This is a genomic window from Rhodococcus sp. ACPA4 (genome assembly GCF_002300185.1).
Taxonomy (GTDB): domain Bacteria; phylum Actinomycetota; class Actinomycetes; order Mycobacteriales; family Mycobacteriaceae; genus Rhodococcus_F; species Rhodococcus_F globerula.
Window position 1 is genome coordinate 1,336,423 of the sequence record NZ_NSDY01000001.1, and the last position, 18,790, is coordinate 1,355,212.

Here is an 18,790-nt window from a genome sequence, read left to right on the forward strand (position 1 = left end):
ATGGATGGAAAGCACTGGCGCACTGAAGCCTTCCACGCTCGATTCCGTGATGCGGCGGCTCTCGCGAGCAGCCAACCACGGGTTCCTGTGGATGGCTATCGCCGGTGTCCTCGCGCTGATCGGCGGACAACCGCGCCGCGCGGCTGCCCGCGGAATGCTCGCATTGGCCGGATCGAGCGCACTGGCAAACGGTGTGTTGAAACCGCTTTTTCCCCGTCGACGCCCACCCGTTCGCGCGTGGATCAACCCGAAGCGTGGAGTCGAGTTCCCGACGTCCTCGTCGTTCCCGTCGGGTCATAGCGCCTCCGCAGCCGCATTCACTACCGCGGTAGCAATGGAATCTCCGACAACCGGCGCAGTACTCGCTCCATTGGCCGCGGCCGTCGCCTATTCACGCGTGCACAACGGGGTCCACTGGCCTTCGGACGTGTTCGCCGGAATAGCCGTCGGAGGTGCCGTGGCAGCGGGAACGCGCAGGTGGTGGGCAGTACGCGACGAAGAACCCGCGGATCTTGGTCCCGAGTGTGTGGTACCTGCGCTGCCTGGAGGCGAAGGACTGGTTGTCTTCACCAATCCCGGATCCGGCAGCGAAGACGACGGCATCGTGGATACGATCCGGGAAGCCCTGCCCGCAGCAGTCATTATCGAATTCAACCCGGACATAGATTTCGACAAGCAGATCGAAGCGAAGCTTCGTGAGTCGAAACCACTAGCGGTAGGTGTGTGCGGCGGCGACGGCACCGTCGTCACGGTCGCAGACGCGGCAACACGACACAATCTTCCGCTCGCAGTTTTCCCAGGTGGAACCCTCAACCACTTTGCCCGCGACGTCGGTGTCGCAGACGTCGCGGAAACGGTGACGGCGGTCGAGTCCGGACAGGCAGCGTTTGTCGATCATGCCGTGGTGACAACCGATACCGGGGTTACTGCTCGTTTTCTCAACACAGCCAGTCTGGGCGGCTATCCGGATGCGGTACGGCTCCGCGAAAAGTGGGAACCGCGATTCGGCAAGTGGCCGGCGGCCGCCGCGGCGATGATCCGCGTGCTAGCTGCCGCGGAGCCGATGAGTGTCACCATCGACGGTACCAAGGCCAGTATCTGGATGCTCTTCGTCGGAAACGGCCGGTACTCCCCCGGCGACCAGGTTCCGATGTCGCGGCCCGAACTCAACCGTGGACTGCTCGACGTCCGGTACTTGCGAGCCGACCGGAAACTCTCCCGCGCCCGGTTGCTGTTTGCCGCTGCCACAGGAACATTGGGCAGCTCACCGGTCTACATCCACTCCCTGGCGCCGACGCTCTCGGTTCAGGTGAATGCCGAGTCTGTAGCGATTGCCACCGACGGTGAAGTCGTGGCAGACGCGCGCCGGTTCGATTTCAGCACCGAACCGGCCGCGGTTGCCGTCTACAGAATCTCGAAGGACTGAAAAACAGTTGCTATTGGGGTGCGTCGCCGTTTGACGGCGGCGCATCCTCAGTCTTCTCAGCCGTACTCTGTGGCGCTGCTGCCGATGGCAGCATGGCTTCGAGTGCTGCTCCCGAGATTCGCTTGAACGCACGGCGCGGACGGTTGTTGTCGAGAACTGCAACTTCCAGTGCCTCGACGGTCATCACCCGGGGCTCGGCCTCGGTTGTTCCGACGGGCGCCGGCCCACCCTTCTGCAAGGCCCCGACCGCGATGCGTACAGCGGACTCCAGATCGAGGTCTCGCTGATACGACTCGCGCATCGCAGTCACGATGGGCTCTGTGGTGCCACCCATGACCACAAATTCCTGCTCGTCGGCAATCGAACCGTCGTATGTGATCCGATACAGCTGAGCCGGCGTGTTGCTACCGAAGCGGCCGATTTCCGCAACGCAGATCTCGACCTCGTACGGTTTGGGTTGCTCGGTGAAAATTGTGCCCAGAGTCTGGGCGTACGCATTGGCGAGCGAACGGCCTGTGACGTCACGACGGTCGTACGAGTACCCACGCATATCCGCGTGCACAATGCCCGCACGACGGAGATTTTCGAATTCGTTGTACTTGCCGACGGCCGCAAAACCGAGACGGTCGTACAACTCACTGACCTTGTGCAACGCCGTCGACGGATTCTCCGCGACAAACACCACACCGTCGCGATACGTCAGTACGACGACGCTTCGTCCACGGGCAATTCCTTTGCGCGCCAATTCCGAACGATCGCGCATGATCTGTTCGGCTGATGCGTAATACGGCATCGTCATAGCGCAGAACCCCCTTCCGGATTACCGAGCGCCGTACGCGCCGCAACAATGTCCCTGGCGATTTCGGCCGCCCGCTCCGTGGACAGTTCCACGGCTCCTGCTGCGGTGATCGTGACTGCGGTCGGATAAATGCCCCGCGTGACGTCTGGTCCACCCGTCGCCGAATCATCGTCGGCGGCGTCGTACAGCGCCTCTACCGCCAAGCGAAGCGCAGTGGCCTCGTCGATGCCCGGTGAATACAACTTCTTGAGCGCAGACTTCGCGAACAATGATCCCGATCCGACAGCGTGATAGCCGGCACGTTCCTCGTACCGCCCACCCACGACGTCGTACGAGACGATGCGACCCGCCGTCGTAGGGTCGACGGCGTCCACGTCGTAGCCGACCAGCAGCGGTACAACTGCGAGTCCCTGCATTGCGGCGCCGAGGTTGCCACGCACCATCGACGACAGACGATTTGCCTTGCCGTCGAACGTGAGTGAAACGCCTTCGATCTTCTCGTAATGCTCGAGTTCAACCGCGAACAGGCGCACCAGTTCGATCGCGATGCCGGCGGTCCCGGCAATCCCCGCAGCCGAGTAGTCGTCCGTGATGTACACCTTCTGCACGTCACGGCTGGCGATGAGGTTGCCCATGGTCGCCCGGCGATCGCCGGCAAGCAACACGCCACCGGCGTAACTGATCGCGACGATCGTGGTCCCGTGCGGAGCAACATCACCCCCGCCCATGGTTACACCTCCCCTGTCAGCGAATCGGTTCTGCGGAAGATGCTCCGGTGCGTGCACTCGAAGGTATTCCGAGAATGACGACAGATTGGAGCCGAAGCTCAACCGTGTGTCCCCGTCGGTTATCCGGGGCGCGCGATCCACCGTCACTGGCCGCCCTTCTGCACGTAAGCGCGGACGAAGTCCTCGGCGTTCTCTTCCAACACGTCGTCGATTTCGTCGAGTAGGTCGTCGGTTTCTGCAGCGAGCTTCTCGCGACGTTCCTGGCCGGCACTACCGTCGCCGCCAGTGGTGTCGTCGTCTTCGCCGCCACCGGCACGCTGCGTCTGTTCTTGAGCCATCGCCGTCGACCTCCTTGTGTGAAGGGAGCTCTCACGAGCATCCTGTTCTGCCCAGCAGTCTCGGTTACTGATCCGCTCGGACCTTTACCCTACCGAGCGACACCGTCACGCGCCGGGAGACTCGGCCGCGATTAGGCACCAAAATCAATGTGTCAGCTGATCCACCAACTCCGCAGCGCTGTCGACGGAGTCGAGCAGAGCACCCACATGAGCCTTACTGCCGCGCAGTGGTTCCAGGGTCGGTATCCGGATCAGCGATTCACCACCGAGGTCGAATATCACCGAATCCCAGCTGGCAGCAGCAATATCGCCACCGAATCGCCGTAGGCATTCACCACGGAAATACGCACGCGTATCGGTGGGCGGATTGGACACCGCGTCGAGCACCTGCTGCTCGGTGACCAGTCGTTCCATCGATCCGCGAGCAACCAATCGGTTGTACAAACCCTTGTCCAAACGGACATCGGAATACTGCAAATCGACCAAATGCAGGCGCGGAGCCGACCACGCGAGACCTTCGCGGTTGCGGAAACCTTCGAGCAGGCGCAGCTTTGCCGGCCAGTCCAGGATGTGTGCGCAGTCCATCGGATCGCGTTCGAGAAGATCGAGAACCATGGCCCACTTGGACACGATGTCGTCGGCGCGCGCATCCCGATCAGTTTCCCGGTCGAGGAACTTCGCGACGCGTTCGAGGTAAATACGTTGCAGCGCAAGCCCAGTCAACTCGCGCCCGTCGGACAAGGCGACGGTCTTGCGCAGGGTCGGATCATGGCTGATGTGGTGAACCGCGGTGACGGGGCGCGCCAACTGCAGATCCGTCAGATCGACGCCCGCTTCGATCAGATCGAGAACCAGCGCCGTGGTCCCCACCTTGAGGTACGTGGACATCTCCGCAAGGTTCGCGTCACCGATAATGACGTGCAGACGGCGGTACTTGTCCGCATCGGCGTGCGGTTCGTCGCGGGTGTTGATGATTCCGCGTTTGAGAGTCGTCTCCAGCCCGACCTCGACCTCGATGTAATCGGCTCGCTGCGACAGCTGGAAACCTGCCTCGTCCCCGGACTGGCCGATGCCCACGCGACCGGAACCGCAAATGACCTGGCGTGACGCGAAGAAGGGCGTCAAACCGGCAACGATGTCCGTGAACGGGGTCGCCCGGGAGCACAGGTAGTTCTCGTGGGTGCCGTACGAGGCACCCTTGCCGTCGACGTTGTTCTTGTACAACTGCAGGCGCGGCGCGCCGGGAACACTCGAGGCGTGGCGAGCAGCTGCTTCCATGACCCGCTCACCGGCCTTGTCCCAGATCACCGCGTCGAGTGGATCGGCCACTTCAGGTGCCGAATACTCGGGATGTGCGTGATCGACGTACAAGCGGGCACCGTTGGTGAGAATCATATTTGCCGCACCGATTTCGTCGGCGTCGATCACCGGAGCCGGCCCGCTGAGTCGCCCCAGGTCGAATCCACGGGCGTCACGCAGGGGCGATTCCACCTCATAGTCCCAGCGTGTACGCCTCGCTCGGGGTACACCCGCGGCGGCGGCGTACGCCAGTACCGCCTGGGTGGATGTGAGTATCGGATTCGCCGAAGGCTCACTGGGTGAAGATATTCCGTACTCGACCTCGACACCGATAATCCGCTGCATACGTTCGAGACTATGCGATCGAGCGTCAGTACTTGCAGTGGTGGCACAGTAGGAGGAATGCAGCATCCACCTGACACCGACACAAAACGATCAGATGAGGTTGTTGCGGTGTACGACCAGTTCGGTAAACCGATCGGCCAGGCGCCTCGCAGCCTTGTCTATCGAGACGGACTCTGGCACGCCAGTTCAGGAGTTCTCGTGCGCTCCACGGACGGCGAGCGCGTGTACGTTCATCGCCGAACTACAAGCAAAGCGGTCTTCGGTGGCCATCACGACTGCATCGCCGGCGGCGTCGTCGACCCCGGTGAATCACCACTCGACACGGCTGTGCGTGAAGTCGGTGAAGAACTCGGAATCTTCGGCACCGAGGACACTCCACTTGCGCTGACGGAAATCGCCAGAATCTCCTGGGACGGAGAATGGGGCGGTCACGCATTGCGATGTCATTTGTTTGCCTTCGAGCTCCGCTACGACGGTCCCGTCATCCATCAACCGAGCGAAATTTCCGACGGAGGGTGGTGGACCCTGGCTGAGCTCGACGCGCATCTGAAGGACCCGTCGTGGCCCTTCGTGCCCGATACCCGGGTGTTGTTGGCCGACTACCGATGGAGCCAACTCAGCAGCGAATGATCGGGACAGGTTCGGGTTGGGCGTGCGTATCGGCACACGACCAGCGCTGAGATGTCACATCTGGCCATTTTCGACGCGGTTGTGTGCAGTCAGGATCGAGTTGGCATGCGCTCGAATACAGATCGGGCCGGCACTCTTGCGAGTGCCGGCCCGATTCTGCTGCGGCGTCCTACAGGTACTGGCCCGTGTTGGACTCGGTGTCGATAGCGCGGCTGGCACTGGCGTTCTTGCCGGTGACAAGGGTGCGAATGTAGACGATCCGCTCACCCTTCTTACCCGAAATACGGGCCCAGTCATCAGGATTGGTGGTGTTCGGCAGGTCTTCGTTCTCGGCGAACTCGTCGACGATCGAATCGAAGAGATGCTGAACCCGCAATCCCGGTGCACCGGTATCGAGTACCGATTTGATGGCGTACTTCTTCGCCCGGTCGACGATGTTCTGGATCATGGCACCGGAGTTGAAGTCCTTGAAGAACAGGACTTCCTTGTCACCGTTTGCGTAGGTGACTTCGAGGAAACGGTTCTCCTCGCTCTCCGCGTACATGCGATCCACAACGCGAACGATCATCGCCTTGAGGCATGCTGCGCGATCGCCACCGAACTCGGCGAGGTCGTCGGCATTGATCGGCAGACCGTCGACCAGGTACTTCGAGAAGATGTCCTGCGCGGATTCGGCGTCGGGACGCTCGATCTTGATCTTCACGTCCAGACGGCCCGGCCGCAGAATGGCAGGGTCGATCATGTCCTCGCGGTTGGACGCACCAATCACGATGACGTTCTCTAGGCCTTCCACTCCGTCGATCTCACTGAGCAACTGCGGAACCACTGTCGTTTCCACATCCGAGGAGACTCCTGAACCGCGGGTACGGAAAATGGAGTCCATCTCGTCGAAGAACACGATGACCGGGGTGCCTTCGGACGCCTTTTCGCGGGCCCGCTGGAAAATCATCCGAATGTGGCGTTCGGTTTCGCCGACGAACTTGTTCAGAAGCTCGGGGCCCTTGATGTTGAGGAAGTAGGACTTTGCGTCCTTGCTGTCCTGCCCGCGGGCTTCGGCGATCTTCTTCGCCAACGAATTGGCGACTGCCTTCGCGATCAGGGTCTTACCGCAACCGGGCGGACCGTAAAGCAGTACACCCTTCGGTGGACGCAGTGAGTACTCGTGGAACAGGTCCTTGTGCAGGAAGGGCAGTTCGACGGCGTCCCGGATCTGTTCGATCTGCCGACCGAGGCCACCGATGTCGTCGTAATGCACGTCCGGCACCTCTTCGAGGACCAGATCTTCGACCTCGGCCTTGGGAATACGCTCGAACGCATAACCGGCTTTGGCGTCGACCAGCAGGGAGTCGCCCGGGCGCAGCTTCCTGGTCGGGGAATCGGCGTCATAGGCGATGATGTCGGCCTGGGGATCGGCGAACACCGCTGCCAGGGGCGCAGCGAGCCACACGATTCGCTCTTCGTCGGCGTGCCCGACTACCAGCGCCCGCAAGCCGTCGTCGAGTACCTCACGCAGAGTGCTGATTTCGCCGACCTGCTCGTAACCACCGGCTTCCACGATGGTGAGGGCCTCGTTGAGCCGCACGGTCTGACCCTGAGTGAGCGTGTCGGTGTCGATATTCGGTGAACACGTCAGACGCATTTTGCGGCCGGACGTGAAAACGTCCACCGTTTTGTCTTCGTGAACTGCGAGCAGCACGCCGTAGCCACTCGGCGGCTGACCGAGTCTGTCGACCTCTTCGCGTAAAGCGATCAGTTGTTGACGGGCCTCCTTGAGAGTGTCCATCAACTTGCCGTTTCGGATTGCGAGCGAGTCAAGTTTCGACTCCAACTCCCGCACCTGCTCCGGCGACTGTGCGAGTTGACGCCGCAGAACCTGCAATTCCACTCGTAACGCGTGAAGCTCTTCTGCTGCCGCAACCGAATCCGGGTTCTCTGTCGAGCTCATATGCGTCTCCTCCCAGTGCGATAGATCAACGCTACCGGCATCGCGGCCCAAGTGTCGCCAGACACGGTGCGCGAGTTCGATTTCACAGCCGCGACTGCCACACCGAGACCGCTCCTGAACCAAAAGTAAGCCATGTTAGCCTTGCCTACAATGCCGAGACAGCGCCTGTCTCCCCCAACGAAAGGTCACGCTGTGATCATCCGCAAGACACTCGTCAGCGCCTGTGCCGTCGCCGCTGTCCTCGCTCTCGGAGCCTGCAGCTCGGACGACAGCTCCGACTCGTCGGCCACGTCCACCTCTGTTGCTGCAACGTCGAGCGCTTCTGCCGCCTCGAGTGCAACGACGTCCGCAGCCGCGGCCGCAGCAGCTCCGACGGCAGACGAGCTGAATGCACAGCTGGTTGCGCTTATCGATCCGGCCAAGCCGATCGCCGAGAAGACCGCCCTTGTGGTCGACGGAACGAACCGTCAGGCCAACATCGAGACCATGGGTACCGCTCTGGGTGGCAACCCGGCGTACAAGATCACCTTCACCGTCGAGAACGTCAAGGTCGACGGCGAGACGGCCACCGCCGACGTTGCAGTGGTGAGCCCGCACGGCGCGATGCCTGCCGCTCCGTGGACGTGGGAGCTCGAAGACGGCACCTGGAAGCTGTCCGACACCTCCGCATGCGTGCTCCTGGAAATGGGCCGCGCTTCCTGCGCTGGATAATTTCTCCGCAAACAAAACGAGCGGCGATCCGATTTTTTCGGATCGCCGCTCGTTTTGTTTGGAGTCAGTGGCTACTTGGCGGCAGTGTTCGAGCCCTTGCCGGCGCGGCGCTGAGGCTTCGGGGTCACAGTGCCCTCGGCCAGACGACGCGCACTGATCAGGAACGCGGTGTGCCCCTGCATGCGGTGCTCGGGACGAACGGCCAATCCGACGACGTGCCAGCCGCGGACGATGGATTCCCACGAGCGCGGCTCGGTCCAGCATTCCTGCTCACGCATCGCCTCGACCACCTTGGACAGCTGCGTCACCGTCGCGACGTACACGATCAGTACGCCGCCGGGAACCAATGCCTTCGACACGGCGGGCAGAACATCCCACGGCGCGAGCATGTCGAGAACCACCCGGTCGACCTTGCCGCCGTGCGCTTCCGGATCGAACTCCGCGAGATCCGCGATCGTCAGTTCCCAGTTCGGCGGACGCTCACCGAAGAACGTCTCGACGTTGCGAACCGCGTGTTCGGCATGATCGTCGCGCACCTCGTACGAGATGACCTTGCCCTCGGGTCCGACCGCACGAAGCAGTGAACACGTCAACGCGCCGGAACCGGCGCCTGCCTCTAGTACCCGGGCACCCGGAAACACGTCGCCCTCGTGGACGATCTGCGCCGCGTCCTTGGGGTAGATAACCTGCGCGCCGCGTGGCATCGACAGCACGTAGTCGACGAGCAGTGGACGCAAGGCGAGGTACGGCGTCCCGTTGACGGACTTGACGACGCTGCCCTCGTCCGCGCCGATGAGGTCGTTGTGCACAATCCCACCCTTGTGGGTGTGGTACTCGCGGTTGGCCTCGAGCACGATCGTGTAGTGCCGTCCCTTGCCGTCGGTCAGCTGGACGCGGTCGCCGACACGGAACGGCCCGGAGGGGCGCTTACCGGGTGCTGTTTCCTCGACCTCTGCAACGACCTCGGCTACTTCCTGGTCGTCTGCTACAGCTACTACAGCGTCGAGTTCCGGTTCGGTGACAGCAGACTGCGCAACCTCATCCAACTCGGTCGTGATTTCTTCGGGTTGCGTATCGTTCACCATGCGTGAGTAATCCCTGTTCGTTTTGCTCCGGCGTCCTCGCCACCGGCCCCGACGGAGTTGTCGGGCCAAGCGTCTAGCCTGCCAGGTGTGAGCTCTGTAGAACTGCCAGCCCCCTCCTTAGCGGGTGGAACATCACACGATCGTCCGCGTAGTCGGCCGGCGCTGTCGCCTTCTCGTGCGGGTGACTACAAACAGTGTCCGCTGCTCTATCGGTTCAGAGCCATCGATCGAATCCCGGAAACACCGACAAGAGCACAGGTCAGAGGCACTGTTGTCCATGCTGCCCTGGAAGCGTTGTTTGCGCTACCCACCGGTCAACGGGTTCCGGATCGAGCTGCGGAGTTGGTTCGCCCCGCTTGGGAGCGGGTGAGCACCGACTCCCCCGACGCGGCCGAGTTGATTCCCGACGAGGACCTCGACGGTTTTCTCTCCGAAGTGGGCAAGCTGGTTCAGACATATTACAGCCTCGAGGATCCGACGCGGTTCGACGCACAAGCCTGCGAGGTGTACGTCGAGACCGAACTCGAGAACGGCGTTCGACTTCGCGGATTTGTCGATCGCATCGACGTCGCCCCCACCGGCGAAGTGCGCGTCGTCGATTACAAGACCGGCAAGGCCCCGCGAGAATTCACGGAGTCCAAAGCGCTGTTCCAGATGAAGTTCTACGCACTGGTCCTACTGCGTACTCGCAAGATCGTGCCCGCTCAACTCAAGCTGATCTACCTGGCGTCGGGATCGATCCTCACATACACCCCGGATCACGACGAACTGATGCGTTTCGAGCGGACATTGTCCGCTATCTGGAAGGCAATCCTGGCGGCAGGTGCAACGGGAGACTTCCGACCCAAGCCTGGCAAACTGTGCGACTGGTGCGATCACAAGGCCCTCTGCCCCTCGTTCGGCGGCACACCGCCGCCGTACCCTGGGTGGCCGGACTTGCGGGACGCAGAAGTTGTTGCGGCAAAGGAGAATACGTAATGGCAGACACTTCGTACTACCAGTTCTTGGGCACTACCGCGGAAGGCCACGAACGCTTCGCGACTACGCAGGCAACGGTCAGTATCTGGGGTCCGACGCTCCAACACGGCGCTCCCCCGTCGGCACTGTTGGTGCGTGCACTCGAGCGTTGTGGCGCCCGCGAGGGAACTCGTCTGACCCGGGTGGTCGTGGAGATTCTCGGGCCGATCCCGATCGCGGACATCGAGGTTCGCTCGTGGATCGAACGACCCGGTCGCAGAATCGAATTGATCGTCGCCGAATTGTGGGCAACCGCGCCCGACGGATCGTCACGGGCCGTGGCACGTGGTACGGCGTGGCGCATGGAAACCGCAGACACCACCGACGTTCTCCACGTGGTCGATCCACCGCTGGAACCGCGCGAAACCGGCACGCCGGGTGTACTGGGCGGCATGTGGAACATCGGCTATCTCGAGACTCTCGATTGGTCGTGGATTGCCGAAATTGGTTGCGAGGGAACAGGAAAGGTGTGGGCACGGCCGAAGCCCGTATTGGTCGAGGGTGAAGAGATGACAGCCCTGGAGAGGCTGTTTGCGATTGCCGACATCTCCAACGGCGTCGGAGCGAAACTCGACCCCGCGCACTGGACGTTCCTGAACACCGATCTGACGGTGCACATCTTCCGGGTTCCCGAGGGCGAATGGGTCGGGGTTTCCGCGGAAACCACCACCGGACCCGATGGCGTCGGAATGTGCGCCGGAGTGCTCTACGACGAGCAGGGTGCAGTCGGGCGCATCGCCCAGACCTTGCAGATTCGTCCCCGCTCCTGATTGCCGCAAGCGAGACAGTAGCGCGTCGACTATCTACGCCGGTCGACTTCGACGGCCACACAAATTAGGGGACCGACGACGCCGGCAAAACGCCAACTGCAACATCGACACTTACATATCGATCATACATGTAAACATTGCGATGTGGTAACCAACTGGTCAGTAACCTCTGACGCCGGTCACTCCGTTCGGGAGCGATAGCGCAAAGTCAAGCGGGCGCAGTGGCAGCAAGACGTGCGAGCGAGTATTCAGTGACGGTGATCAATGCCTGCACCGCGGACGCGCGGTCGCGGGCATCAATCTCGATCATGGGGATTTGGTCGGATAACGCCAGCGCCTGACGAAGATCGTGTGCCGAGTGAATCGGGGCTCCGTCGAAACGGTTGACTGCCACGATGAACGGCAAGCCGCGGGCTTCGAAGAAGTCGACAGCAGCAAAGCTGTCTTCGAGACGACGCGTGTCGATGAGGATGACTGCTCCGATAGCGCCGGTGATCAGGTCGTCCCACATGAACCAGAATCGCCGCTGGCCCGGTGTGCCGAACAGATAGAGAACCAGGTCGTCGGCCAGCGTAATGCGGCCGAAATCCATTGCGACTGTTGTGGTGTCCTTGTTCGGTGTCGCGCCGAGGTGGTCGATGCCGTCACTGGCGTCGGTCACCATCGCTTCCGTGCGCAGGGGGACGATTTCGGAGACCGTCCCGACAAGCGTGGTCTTTCCGACGCCGAATCCTCCGGCAACTACTATTTTTGTCGATGTGACGCGAGATGGCGCGTCAGAGTGCCCGAAGTCCACGGAGGGTCCTTTCGATCAGGTCGAGGCGTTCGACCGCAGTCGCATCGCTTCGCAGAGTGGCTTGCACTTCCAATGCCCCGGCAACAACAAGATCTGCGACCAGGACCCGAGCCACCCCGATCGGAACCCCGAGGTATGCCCCGATTTCCGCGATCGAGATTCGCTGCCCGCAGAGAGCGACAATCGACGCGCGAATGTCCTCGGGTGCAAGGCTTTTTGCGATGGCATCCTCTACCGTTGCGACGATCGCTTCGAGCGGAAGGTCGATGGACGGCTTCGTCCTGCCTTCGGTGAGTGCGTAGGGTCGAACGAGACTCGGTTCAGGATCAACGTGCTCGGAGTGATGATGTGGCATCGAGTTCACATATCCCGACCTGATCTGGGAGCGATGTCCATGGTTGTTCCGACGCGATCGACCAGGGTTGCCATTTCGTAACCGATCTGACCGATGTCGCATCCCGCAACGGCAAGTGCAGCGAGGTACGCCCCGCTACCGACGCCCATGAGGAGGAGGTACCCGTTCTCCATCTCGACCACCGATTGCAGAACGGCACCGCCGTCGAACAACCGTGATGCACCGGCGGAGAGGCTGGCGAGTCCCGAAGTCACAGCGGCCAATTGATCAGCTCGATCGAGCGGAAGGTGAGTGCTCGCAGCACTCAACAATCCGTCGGCCGAGACGATGATCGCGTGGCTCACTCCCGGCACGTCTCGGGCGAAACCCGACACCAACCAGTCGAGTGCGCGAGGAGTTTCTGGGGCTCCGACAGTACTCACTGTTCTCCTTCGTCTTCCTGCACATGCGTGGTCGAGTGCAGGGATGTGGTGTTCTCACTGTTAGCGTGCCGCCGTCCGCGGCTGACGCCGGATTGGTAGTCGCTCCATCCCCGTCTGATGTTCTCCGGCTCGGTGCTCTTACGGTGGGATCCGGAACGGAAAGTGGCAGTAGTGGTTCCAACCGTTCCGGGAACCAACCGCGCACCGCGGTCCCTCATCGGGAGACCCGAATCGGAGATCCTGGTGACGGGCATGTCCGTTGACGCGCGGGCAGCAACCCAACCCTCGTCTGCTTCGGTTGTCCAGATGATTCCGCTTGCGGCACTGGAGTTGTCGTCTGTGGGATCGACCAGCCACTCGGACACCATCCGGGCAAAGATCGGGGATGCAATCGGTGGAGTCTCGGAGGTAGCGTCGGGAGCATCCGCGCCGAATACACCCACACGCGGCGGTGTCGAATCGCGCGGGCGGGAGGAGAAGAACGCCGCCGTGTTGGTCGGATTGGGGGCGCCGAACAGGTGCCTCGGCGCAGGTTTTCGGTCGGCGGACACGCTGGTATCCGGTTGAGTGGCAGTAGTTTCCGGGTCGGCTGGTGTTGTAGCTGCCGGTTCGGTGGCGAGGGTGCTACCAATGCCGGGTACCCCACTGTTCCCTGGAGTGCGGCGAGGAAGCGTATTCCCCGCGGGAAGCGCACTGGCGTGCGGCTGTGAAACGACTGCAGCGGGAGCGCCTGAAACAGGTGGCGGCAAGGTGACCGCACTGATGTTTCGAGGTTGACTGTTGCGAGGTTGGCGCTGCGGCAGCCCGCTCGCTGATACTGCCGGTACATCGGCCGCCGGACTTTCGGGGCGATCGACAGGCACCGGCGAAGCTGCGCGGACCGGAGCAACACGCGGCGCCATCGGCGTTCGAACCACATTGTCGCGTGGTGCGTCGAGCAGTGCCACCGGCAAGTGAACCATGGCGGTAATGCCACTGTGTTCGGATGTGCTGCCCGACGGGCGTAGACGCACTGAAATATTGTATCGACGGCTGATACGACTGATGACAAAAAGTCCCATGTGGCGGGCGGTATCTGGGCTCATCTCGCCTCCCGAAGACAGGCGCCTATTGGCATCGAGTAGTTCGGCCGACGACATTCCGATACCGAGATCGGCAATCTCCACCAGCACGGAACCGTCGTTCGTGCGTGCGGCGTCGATCGTCACCGTTGTTTCGGGCGGCGAGTAGCGCAGAGCATTATCGAGGAGTTCGGTGATGAGGTGCACGACATCTGCACTGGCCTGGCCACTGACAACAGCAGACAGAATCTGTCCGAGTTCGACACGCAGATAGTCTTCGACTCCGGAAACCGAAGCGCGTAGAGCGTCGGCAAGAGCGATCGGTGCGGTTCGTACGCGTCGCCCTTCGGTGCCGGACAGGATCAGGAGATTGTCGCTGTTGCGTCGCATTCGGGCGGCAATGTGGTCGAGACGAAAGAGATTCTCGAGGCGATTCGGGTCGTCTTCGTCTTGTTCAAGTTGCTCGATGAGACCGAGTTGCTGTTCGACGAGGGACTTGTTGCGGCGGGAGAGCGTTTCGAACATGTCGTTGACCTGGCGACGGAGTGTTGCCTGCTCGCCGGCCAAAGTGATGGCCTGCCCGTGCATGTCGTCTACAGCGCGTGCGAGTTGCCCGATTTCCTCGTGGGTGTCAACAGGTACTCGAGGTACTTCGAGGTCGCTTACCTTCTCGCCGGCGCGGATTCTTTCGATCGCCTCGGGTAGTCCCCGTCGCGCTGCGTGGAGAGCGGCGAATCGCAGGCGTCGGATGGGTTCGACCAGCGAGCGGCTGATGATGAGCGCGAGAACAAGGGCTGCGAGGACAGCGCCGAGAACGAGCGCGGTGTCTCGAAGGGCGGCGGATCGGGCTGAGTTGGCTTCGGTGCCCACTGTCGCGGCGAACTTGCTTGATGCCGCGTTGGCCAACGTGTCGTAATGATCACGACTTGTCTGCAGCCCGACGTCGATCTGGCTGCTCAGCGGGGACGTCGATGCTGTGGCACCGATTTCGTCGACGCGCCCCTGTGCGGACGCGCGAAGTGCGTTCACAGCGGCGACGGTATTCAGAGAGCTCTCCGATTCATCGCGCGGGAGCACTACACCGCGCAGGGCCGCGAGTTCTGCGCCCGCAACGCCAACCAGAGCGGTTCGAGCTTGCTGATCGAGGCGCCCGGAACCGAACAGAATGCGCTGGTCGGCGAATGCTCGACGAGCTGACCACAAGGCAGAGAACTCGCCTCCACTCTGACGCATGACCGGCTGCGGGGAATCGCGCATGATGTCGGCGAATATGGTCCAGATGTCGATGGATGCTTCGTTGACGCGGGTGACCAGTCGAGCGGGTGCGACTGCGCCGGCCGAAACTTCGTCGATGATCGACTGGCTGTTCTCCAGAGCGCGGGTGACCTGGTCACCGATTGCCCCGTCGGTGTGGAACATTCGACCGGCCGCGGCGAACTCTGCCATGGCCGCTGTCGTTGCTGCCGTGGCGGTCTCGAGTTCGGCGCCGGAGGAGGACGCGACTGCAAGGTCGTCGAGCGCCTCTTCGAGCCGGAGAGCCGCGGGGGAAGCAAGCACGCGTTCCGAGGACGAGGTCAGTTTTGCAGCAGTGGAAAGCTCGCCCTGGATCCGAAGTGCGCCGAGCAGGATGGCAACGAGCATCGGAACTGCAAAGACGGCGACAACCTTCCAACCTAGGCGCCATTCGCCGATCGACCACCACGAGGTTGTGTGTGCATCGTGTTTCATGCGGACCAATGCCTCTTCGCGTCTGCTATTAAAGTCTGTCAACCCCCCGATCAGGGAATCGCCCGAGCTCCTTCGACTACGTGCAATCGAAGGAAAGCGATTGAACGGTAACAGAATGATCTTTATCGCATTGCGCCGATAGTCCCTATTGTCCAGATTTTTTGTCTGCTATGTAGGTTTTATGTCCATTTTCAAGGCACGACTATGGGGATCAGCGGGCGACGCCGACATTGAGATTGAAATCAACCTCATGTCAGCACCGCCCGACTAAAGATGGATGAGGCCAGAAAAGTCACATCCGAAAATCTGTTCGGCGAGGCCCTGACCTGAATCCTGCGGTTCAGTCTCTCACTGCAAATTCCCGCGCTTCCGATGCCAATTCATCGGCAGCGGAATCCATATGTGCGGTCACAGGATCCGGAGCGGTCAAGACTGCCACAATCGGAATAGCCAGTGCCAAGAGACCGAGCACGAAGACGGGAAACAGGAACGAGAACACCTCGAGACCCTCGGGAGTAGTTGCCGACGGATCGTGAACAACTTCTACAGCGGCCATTCCCGTGTAGTGCATGCTGACTACTGCAACGCCCATGATCACGCCGGCGAATAAACGCAGCACCGTGGATTCCACAATCATCGTGAACCACAACGCAACGGTGCCGGCAACGACGGCAATCAGGAGCGAGAGTGCGACAAAGTACACGTCGTAGTGGATCTCGCCCTGAAAGCGCAAGGCGCGCATACCTGTGTAGTGCATGACATTGACCGCGACGCCCATGACGAGGCCACCGGCGAGGAGTCGACTCAACCGGAACTCGGTGCCGATGATCACCAATCCGACGAAAACCGCGGTCACGGAAATCAGTGCCGAGACCACTGTCCACATCAGGCTGTATCGAATGGGGCTTCCCGGCACGGAGAACCCGAGCATCGCGATGAAGTGCATCAACCATATGGCGACACCACCGATCGACAGTGCAGCCATGAACAACCAGCGCATCCGCGATTCGCGGGTCGTGGCATTCATGGAATGACGCGTGCACGCCAAACCGATAACCGATCCGGCGACGGAAACAACGAAGGCGAGTGCGAGCAGCCAGATTCCCATCGAGAAGTGGTGCATTTCATCCGACATGCCAGATCCTTAGGATTGTTGTTGACACTTTCAATTGATGCACTCTCTCACAGAGATTTCAGGTGGCAGCAGTACCACTACCAGACGAGGCGCAGCGTGCAGGACAATCACGATGTGCTGATTCGATAAACGATTTTCGAAGAAACGAGCAATACCGATGCCGCTTCGTAACGACTTCGAGCCCACGCGGACAAATTGCGGCGAATTCGCCCGCTACTCGTGGACTCAATGCTCGAATGCTTCAGTGTGATTGGCACCACATTCTGTTGTGGCTATCGAATTCCAATTTCTGCAGGTATATCGAATCGTCCGAAGGCTATTACTCACGCCCGATTCTGCTCAACTGAAACGAAGAGCAACGACCATTTGTGATAACGACCGCCGCCATGATGGTGCGGCTAATTCAAACGACGGAAGAGAATTGGGGATGACCACGATAGAGACTGCGTCCACACGCCCACCACATCTATCGGGCGCTCGAATATGACATCGGCCAATTCGATCCTTGCTTCTCAACCCTTCCATCAAGATCTTGAATTGCGTTCAGCCCCATAGCGATTCGACGCCGATCATTGGTCTGGCTGGTCACATCCGGCACTGGGTGGCCGTGACTACAGACCGGATGGCCGTTAGACAGCCACCGATCGACCCGGCAACACGTCAAGTCTCGAACAGTGGGCGATGCAGACTCTCGGCGACCTCCGGATTCGAGTGGCGTTACCGCCTGCTCCACATCGCAAGCCTAGGATTGCGGGTCGAGTCGGATACGCCCAATGGCGACAAGACCCGTCGCCCGGCCGCGCGACGCGACAACGCACTGCCTGCTTGTTGTAAGACCATTCTCGTAGACAAGATGGACGCTCTCAGTTTGCTGCGTTGAATGACCTGACACACACAGGCACTACAGACGAGGGCGGTATGCGTCCAGGCGATACAGATTCGCGCCCGTTCCCGATGTTCCGGAACGGGCGCGAATACACGAGAACTAACTGATCAGAACGCGCGTACCGAACGAATGTTGGACGCGAGAATGGCCCGGGCGCCAAGTTCAGCCAGAGCATCCATTACCTGGTTGTGTCCCTTGATGGGAACCATGGCGCGCACGGCGACCCATTCCGGATCGGCCAGCGGAGACAGAGTCGGAGATTCCATGCCCGGCGTCATCTTGATTGCTTCGTCGAGAATGCCGCGCGGGCAGTCGTAGTCGATCATCAGGTTCTGCTGAGCGAACACGATTCCGCGAACACGCTCGATCAACTGGTTACGGGCCGCGTCGTCCTGCGGGGCGCCGGTGCGCTCGATCAGGACACCTTCCGAGTCGCACAGAGAATCGCCGAAGGCAACAAGGTTGTGCTGACGCAGAGTGCGGCCGGAACCGACCACGTCGGCGATGGCGTCGGCGACACCGAGCTGGATCGAGATCTCCACGGCGCCGTCGAGGCGGATGACGGAAGCGTCGATGCCGCGAGCGGCGAGGTCACTGCGAACCAGGTTCGGGTACGACGTCGCAATACGGAGGCCGGCAAGATCTTCGACGGTCCAGTCCTTGCCGGCAGGTGCGGCGTAACGGAAGGACGAGCGACCGAAACCGAGCGCCAAACGCTCCGAAACCGGTGCACCGGAATCTCCGGCGAGGTCGCGACCGGTGATGCCCAGATCGAGCTCACCCGATCCGACGTAGATGGCAATGTCCTTGGGGCGCAGGAAGAAGAACTCGACTTGGTTGGAAGGGTCAAGAACCGTGAGGTCGCGGGAATCGGTACGACGGCGGTAGCCCGCTTCGCTGAGGATTTCGGCGGCGGACTCGGACAGCGAACCCTTGTTGGGAACTGCGACGCGCAACATCAGTGAACGTCCTTTCGGAAGGTGTGGTCAGACGTGGGAAAAGGGAACCGGAACTGTCGGGTCAGATCCTCTTCACAGATGTCGGTACACGTCTTCGAGGGTCAGCCCGCGGCCGACCATCAACACCTGAGTCCAGTACAAGAGCTGAGAAATTTCTTCGGCTAGCTGCTCATCGCTCTGGTACTCCGCAGCGATCCACACTTCACCGGCTTCCTCGATGACCTTTTTGCCCTGTGCGTGAACACCGGCATCGAGGGCGGCGACGGTGCCGGACCCCTCGGGACGGGTGGCAGCACGCTCGGTCAACTCGGCGAACAAGGATTCGAAGGTCTTCACGGGTAGCTATTCTTTCACG

The 18,790-nt window shown here is 61.2% G+C and carries 18 protein-coding genes; 5 read left to right on the forward strand and 13 right to left on the reverse strand.

What is annotated here, in order from left to right:
• Positions 1 to 4 precede the first annotated feature (4 nt).
• On the forward strand, positions 5 to 1,426 hold the full coding sequence (locus CJ178_RS06085) for a phosphatase PAP2 family protein (RefSeq protein WP_179300810.1): 1,422 nt from the start codon (positions 5 to 7) through the stop codon (positions 1,424 to 1,426).
• 10 nt (positions 1,427 to 1,436) lie between these two features.
• Here CJ178_RS06085 and prcA read toward each other — a convergent pair whose 3' ends face one another.
• The 4 genes from prcA to dop form a co-directional block, all read right to left on the reverse strand.
• Entirely contained in the window at positions 1,437 to 2,225 is a 789-nt protein-coding gene (gene prcA / locus CJ178_RS06090; RefSeq protein ID WP_095886360.1) for a proteasome subunit alpha, read from the reverse strand.
• A complete protein-coding gene (prcB, locus tag CJ178_RS06095; RefSeq protein ID WP_033231955.1) occupies positions 2,222 to 3,100 on the reverse strand; it encodes a proteasome subunit beta in 879 nt (292 codons plus the stop codon). The genes prcA and prcB overlap by 4 nt, the downstream gene beginning before the upstream one ends.
• Entirely contained in the window at positions 3,097 to 3,291 is a 195-nt protein-coding gene (locus CJ178_RS06100) for a ubiquitin-like protein Pup (protein WP_033231954.1), read from the reverse strand. Before CJ178_RS06100 ends, prcB begins: the two co-directional genes overlap by 4 nt.
• 144 nt (positions 3,292 to 3,435) lie before the next feature.
• Positions 3,436 to 4,935 (reverse strand): depupylase/deamidase Dop, encoded by a 1,500-nt coding sequence (gene dop, locus CJ178_RS06105; protein ID WP_033231953.1) that lies wholly within the window; start codon positions 4,933 to 4,935, stop codon positions 3,436 to 3,438.
• Positions 4,936 to 4,992: 57 nt separating this feature from the next.
• Here dop and CJ178_RS06110 point away from each other — a divergent pair, with 57 nt between their 5' ends.
• A complete protein-coding gene (locus tag CJ178_RS06110) occupies positions 4,993 to 5,565 on the forward strand; it encodes an NUDIX hydrolase (RefSeq protein WP_033231952.1) in 573 nt (190 codons plus the stop codon).
• A 169-nt stretch (positions 5,566 to 5,734) separates the two neighbouring features.
• Here CJ178_RS06110 and arc read toward each other — a convergent pair whose 3' ends face one another.
• Positions 5,735 to 7,510, reverse strand: coding sequence for a proteasome ATPase (gene arc / locus CJ178_RS06115; protein ID WP_033231951.1), 1,776 nt, complete (start codon positions 7,508 to 7,510; stop codon positions 5,735 to 5,737).
• 192 nt (positions 7,511 to 7,702) lie between these two features.
• Between arc and CJ178_RS06120 the strand changes: the two genes are divergently transcribed.
• On the forward strand, positions 7,703 to 8,221 hold the full coding sequence (locus CJ178_RS06120; protein ID WP_033231950.1) for a hypothetical protein: 519 nt from the start codon (positions 7,703 to 7,705) through the stop codon (positions 8,219 to 8,221).
• A gap of 71 nt (positions 8,222 to 8,292) precedes the next feature.
• Here the strand turns inward: CJ178_RS06120 and CJ178_RS06125 are convergent, their stop codons facing one another.
• The gene (locus CJ178_RS06125; protein ID WP_095886361.1) at positions 8,293 to 9,306 is read right to left on the reverse strand and encodes a tRNA (adenine-N1)-methyltransferase; all 1,014 of its coding nucleotides are present in this window, start codon (positions 9,304 to 9,306) and stop codon (positions 8,293 to 8,295) included.
• A gap of 87 nt (positions 9,307 to 9,393) precedes the next feature.
• Here CJ178_RS06125 and CJ178_RS06130 point away from each other — a divergent pair, with 87 nt between their 5' ends.
• Together CJ178_RS06130 and CJ178_RS06135 are read left to right on the forward strand one after the other, a co-directional pair.
• The gene (locus CJ178_RS06130) at positions 9,394 to 10,284 is read left to right on the forward strand and encodes a RecB family exonuclease (protein WP_095886362.1); all 891 of its coding nucleotides are present in this window, start codon (positions 9,394 to 9,396) and stop codon (positions 10,282 to 10,284) included.
• A complete protein-coding gene (locus tag CJ178_RS06135; protein WP_095886363.1) occupies positions 10,284 to 11,093 on the forward strand; it encodes a thioesterase family protein in 810 nt (269 codons plus the stop codon). Before CJ178_RS06130 ends, CJ178_RS06135 begins: the two co-directional genes overlap by 1 nt.
• Before the next feature lie 208 nt (positions 11,094 to 11,301).
• On the opposite strand, the gene CJ178_RS06140 is transcribed toward CJ178_RS06135, so the two are convergent.
• The 7 genes from CJ178_RS06140 to CJ178_RS06170 form a co-directional block, all read right to left on the reverse strand.
• A complete protein-coding gene (locus tag CJ178_RS06140; RefSeq protein WP_033231948.1) occupies positions 11,302 to 11,889 on the reverse strand; it encodes a GTP-binding protein in 588 nt (195 codons plus the stop codon).
• Complete coding sequence (locus tag CJ178_RS06145; RefSeq protein ID WP_033231947.1) at positions 11,870 to 12,244, reverse strand: DUF742 domain-containing protein; 375 nt, start codon at positions 12,242 to 12,244, stop codon at positions 11,870 to 11,872. Before CJ178_RS06145 ends, CJ178_RS06140 begins: the two co-directional genes overlap by 20 nt.
• A gap of 5 nt (positions 12,245 to 12,249) precedes the next feature.
• Positions 12,250 to 12,666, reverse strand: coding sequence for a roadblock/LC7 domain-containing protein (locus CJ178_RS06150; protein ID WP_033231946.1), 417 nt, complete (start codon positions 12,664 to 12,666; stop codon positions 12,250 to 12,252).
• A complete protein-coding gene (locus tag CJ178_RS06155; protein ID WP_257013022.1) occupies positions 12,663 to 15,455 on the reverse strand; it encodes a HAMP domain-containing sensor histidine kinase in 2,793 nt (930 codons plus the stop codon). The genes CJ178_RS06150 and CJ178_RS06155 overlap by 4 nt, the downstream gene beginning before the upstream one ends.
• Positions 15,456 to 15,795: 340 nt before the next feature.
• A complete protein-coding gene (locus CJ178_RS06160) occupies positions 15,796 to 16,590 on the reverse strand; it encodes an MHYT domain-containing protein (protein ID WP_033231944.1) in 795 nt (264 codons plus the stop codon).
• A 993-nt stretch (positions 16,591 to 17,583) separates the two neighbouring features.
• Entirely contained in the window at positions 17,584 to 18,435 is an 852-nt protein-coding gene (gene hisG, locus CJ178_RS06165; protein ID WP_033231943.1) for an ATP phosphoribosyltransferase, read from the reverse strand.
• 72 nt (positions 18,436 to 18,507) lie between these two features.
• Positions 18,508 to 18,771, reverse strand: coding sequence for a phosphoribosyl-ATP diphosphatase (locus CJ178_RS06170; protein ID WP_003944933.1), 264 nt, complete (start codon positions 18,769 to 18,771; stop codon positions 18,508 to 18,510).
• Positions 18,772 to 18,790: the final 19 nt, after the last annotated feature.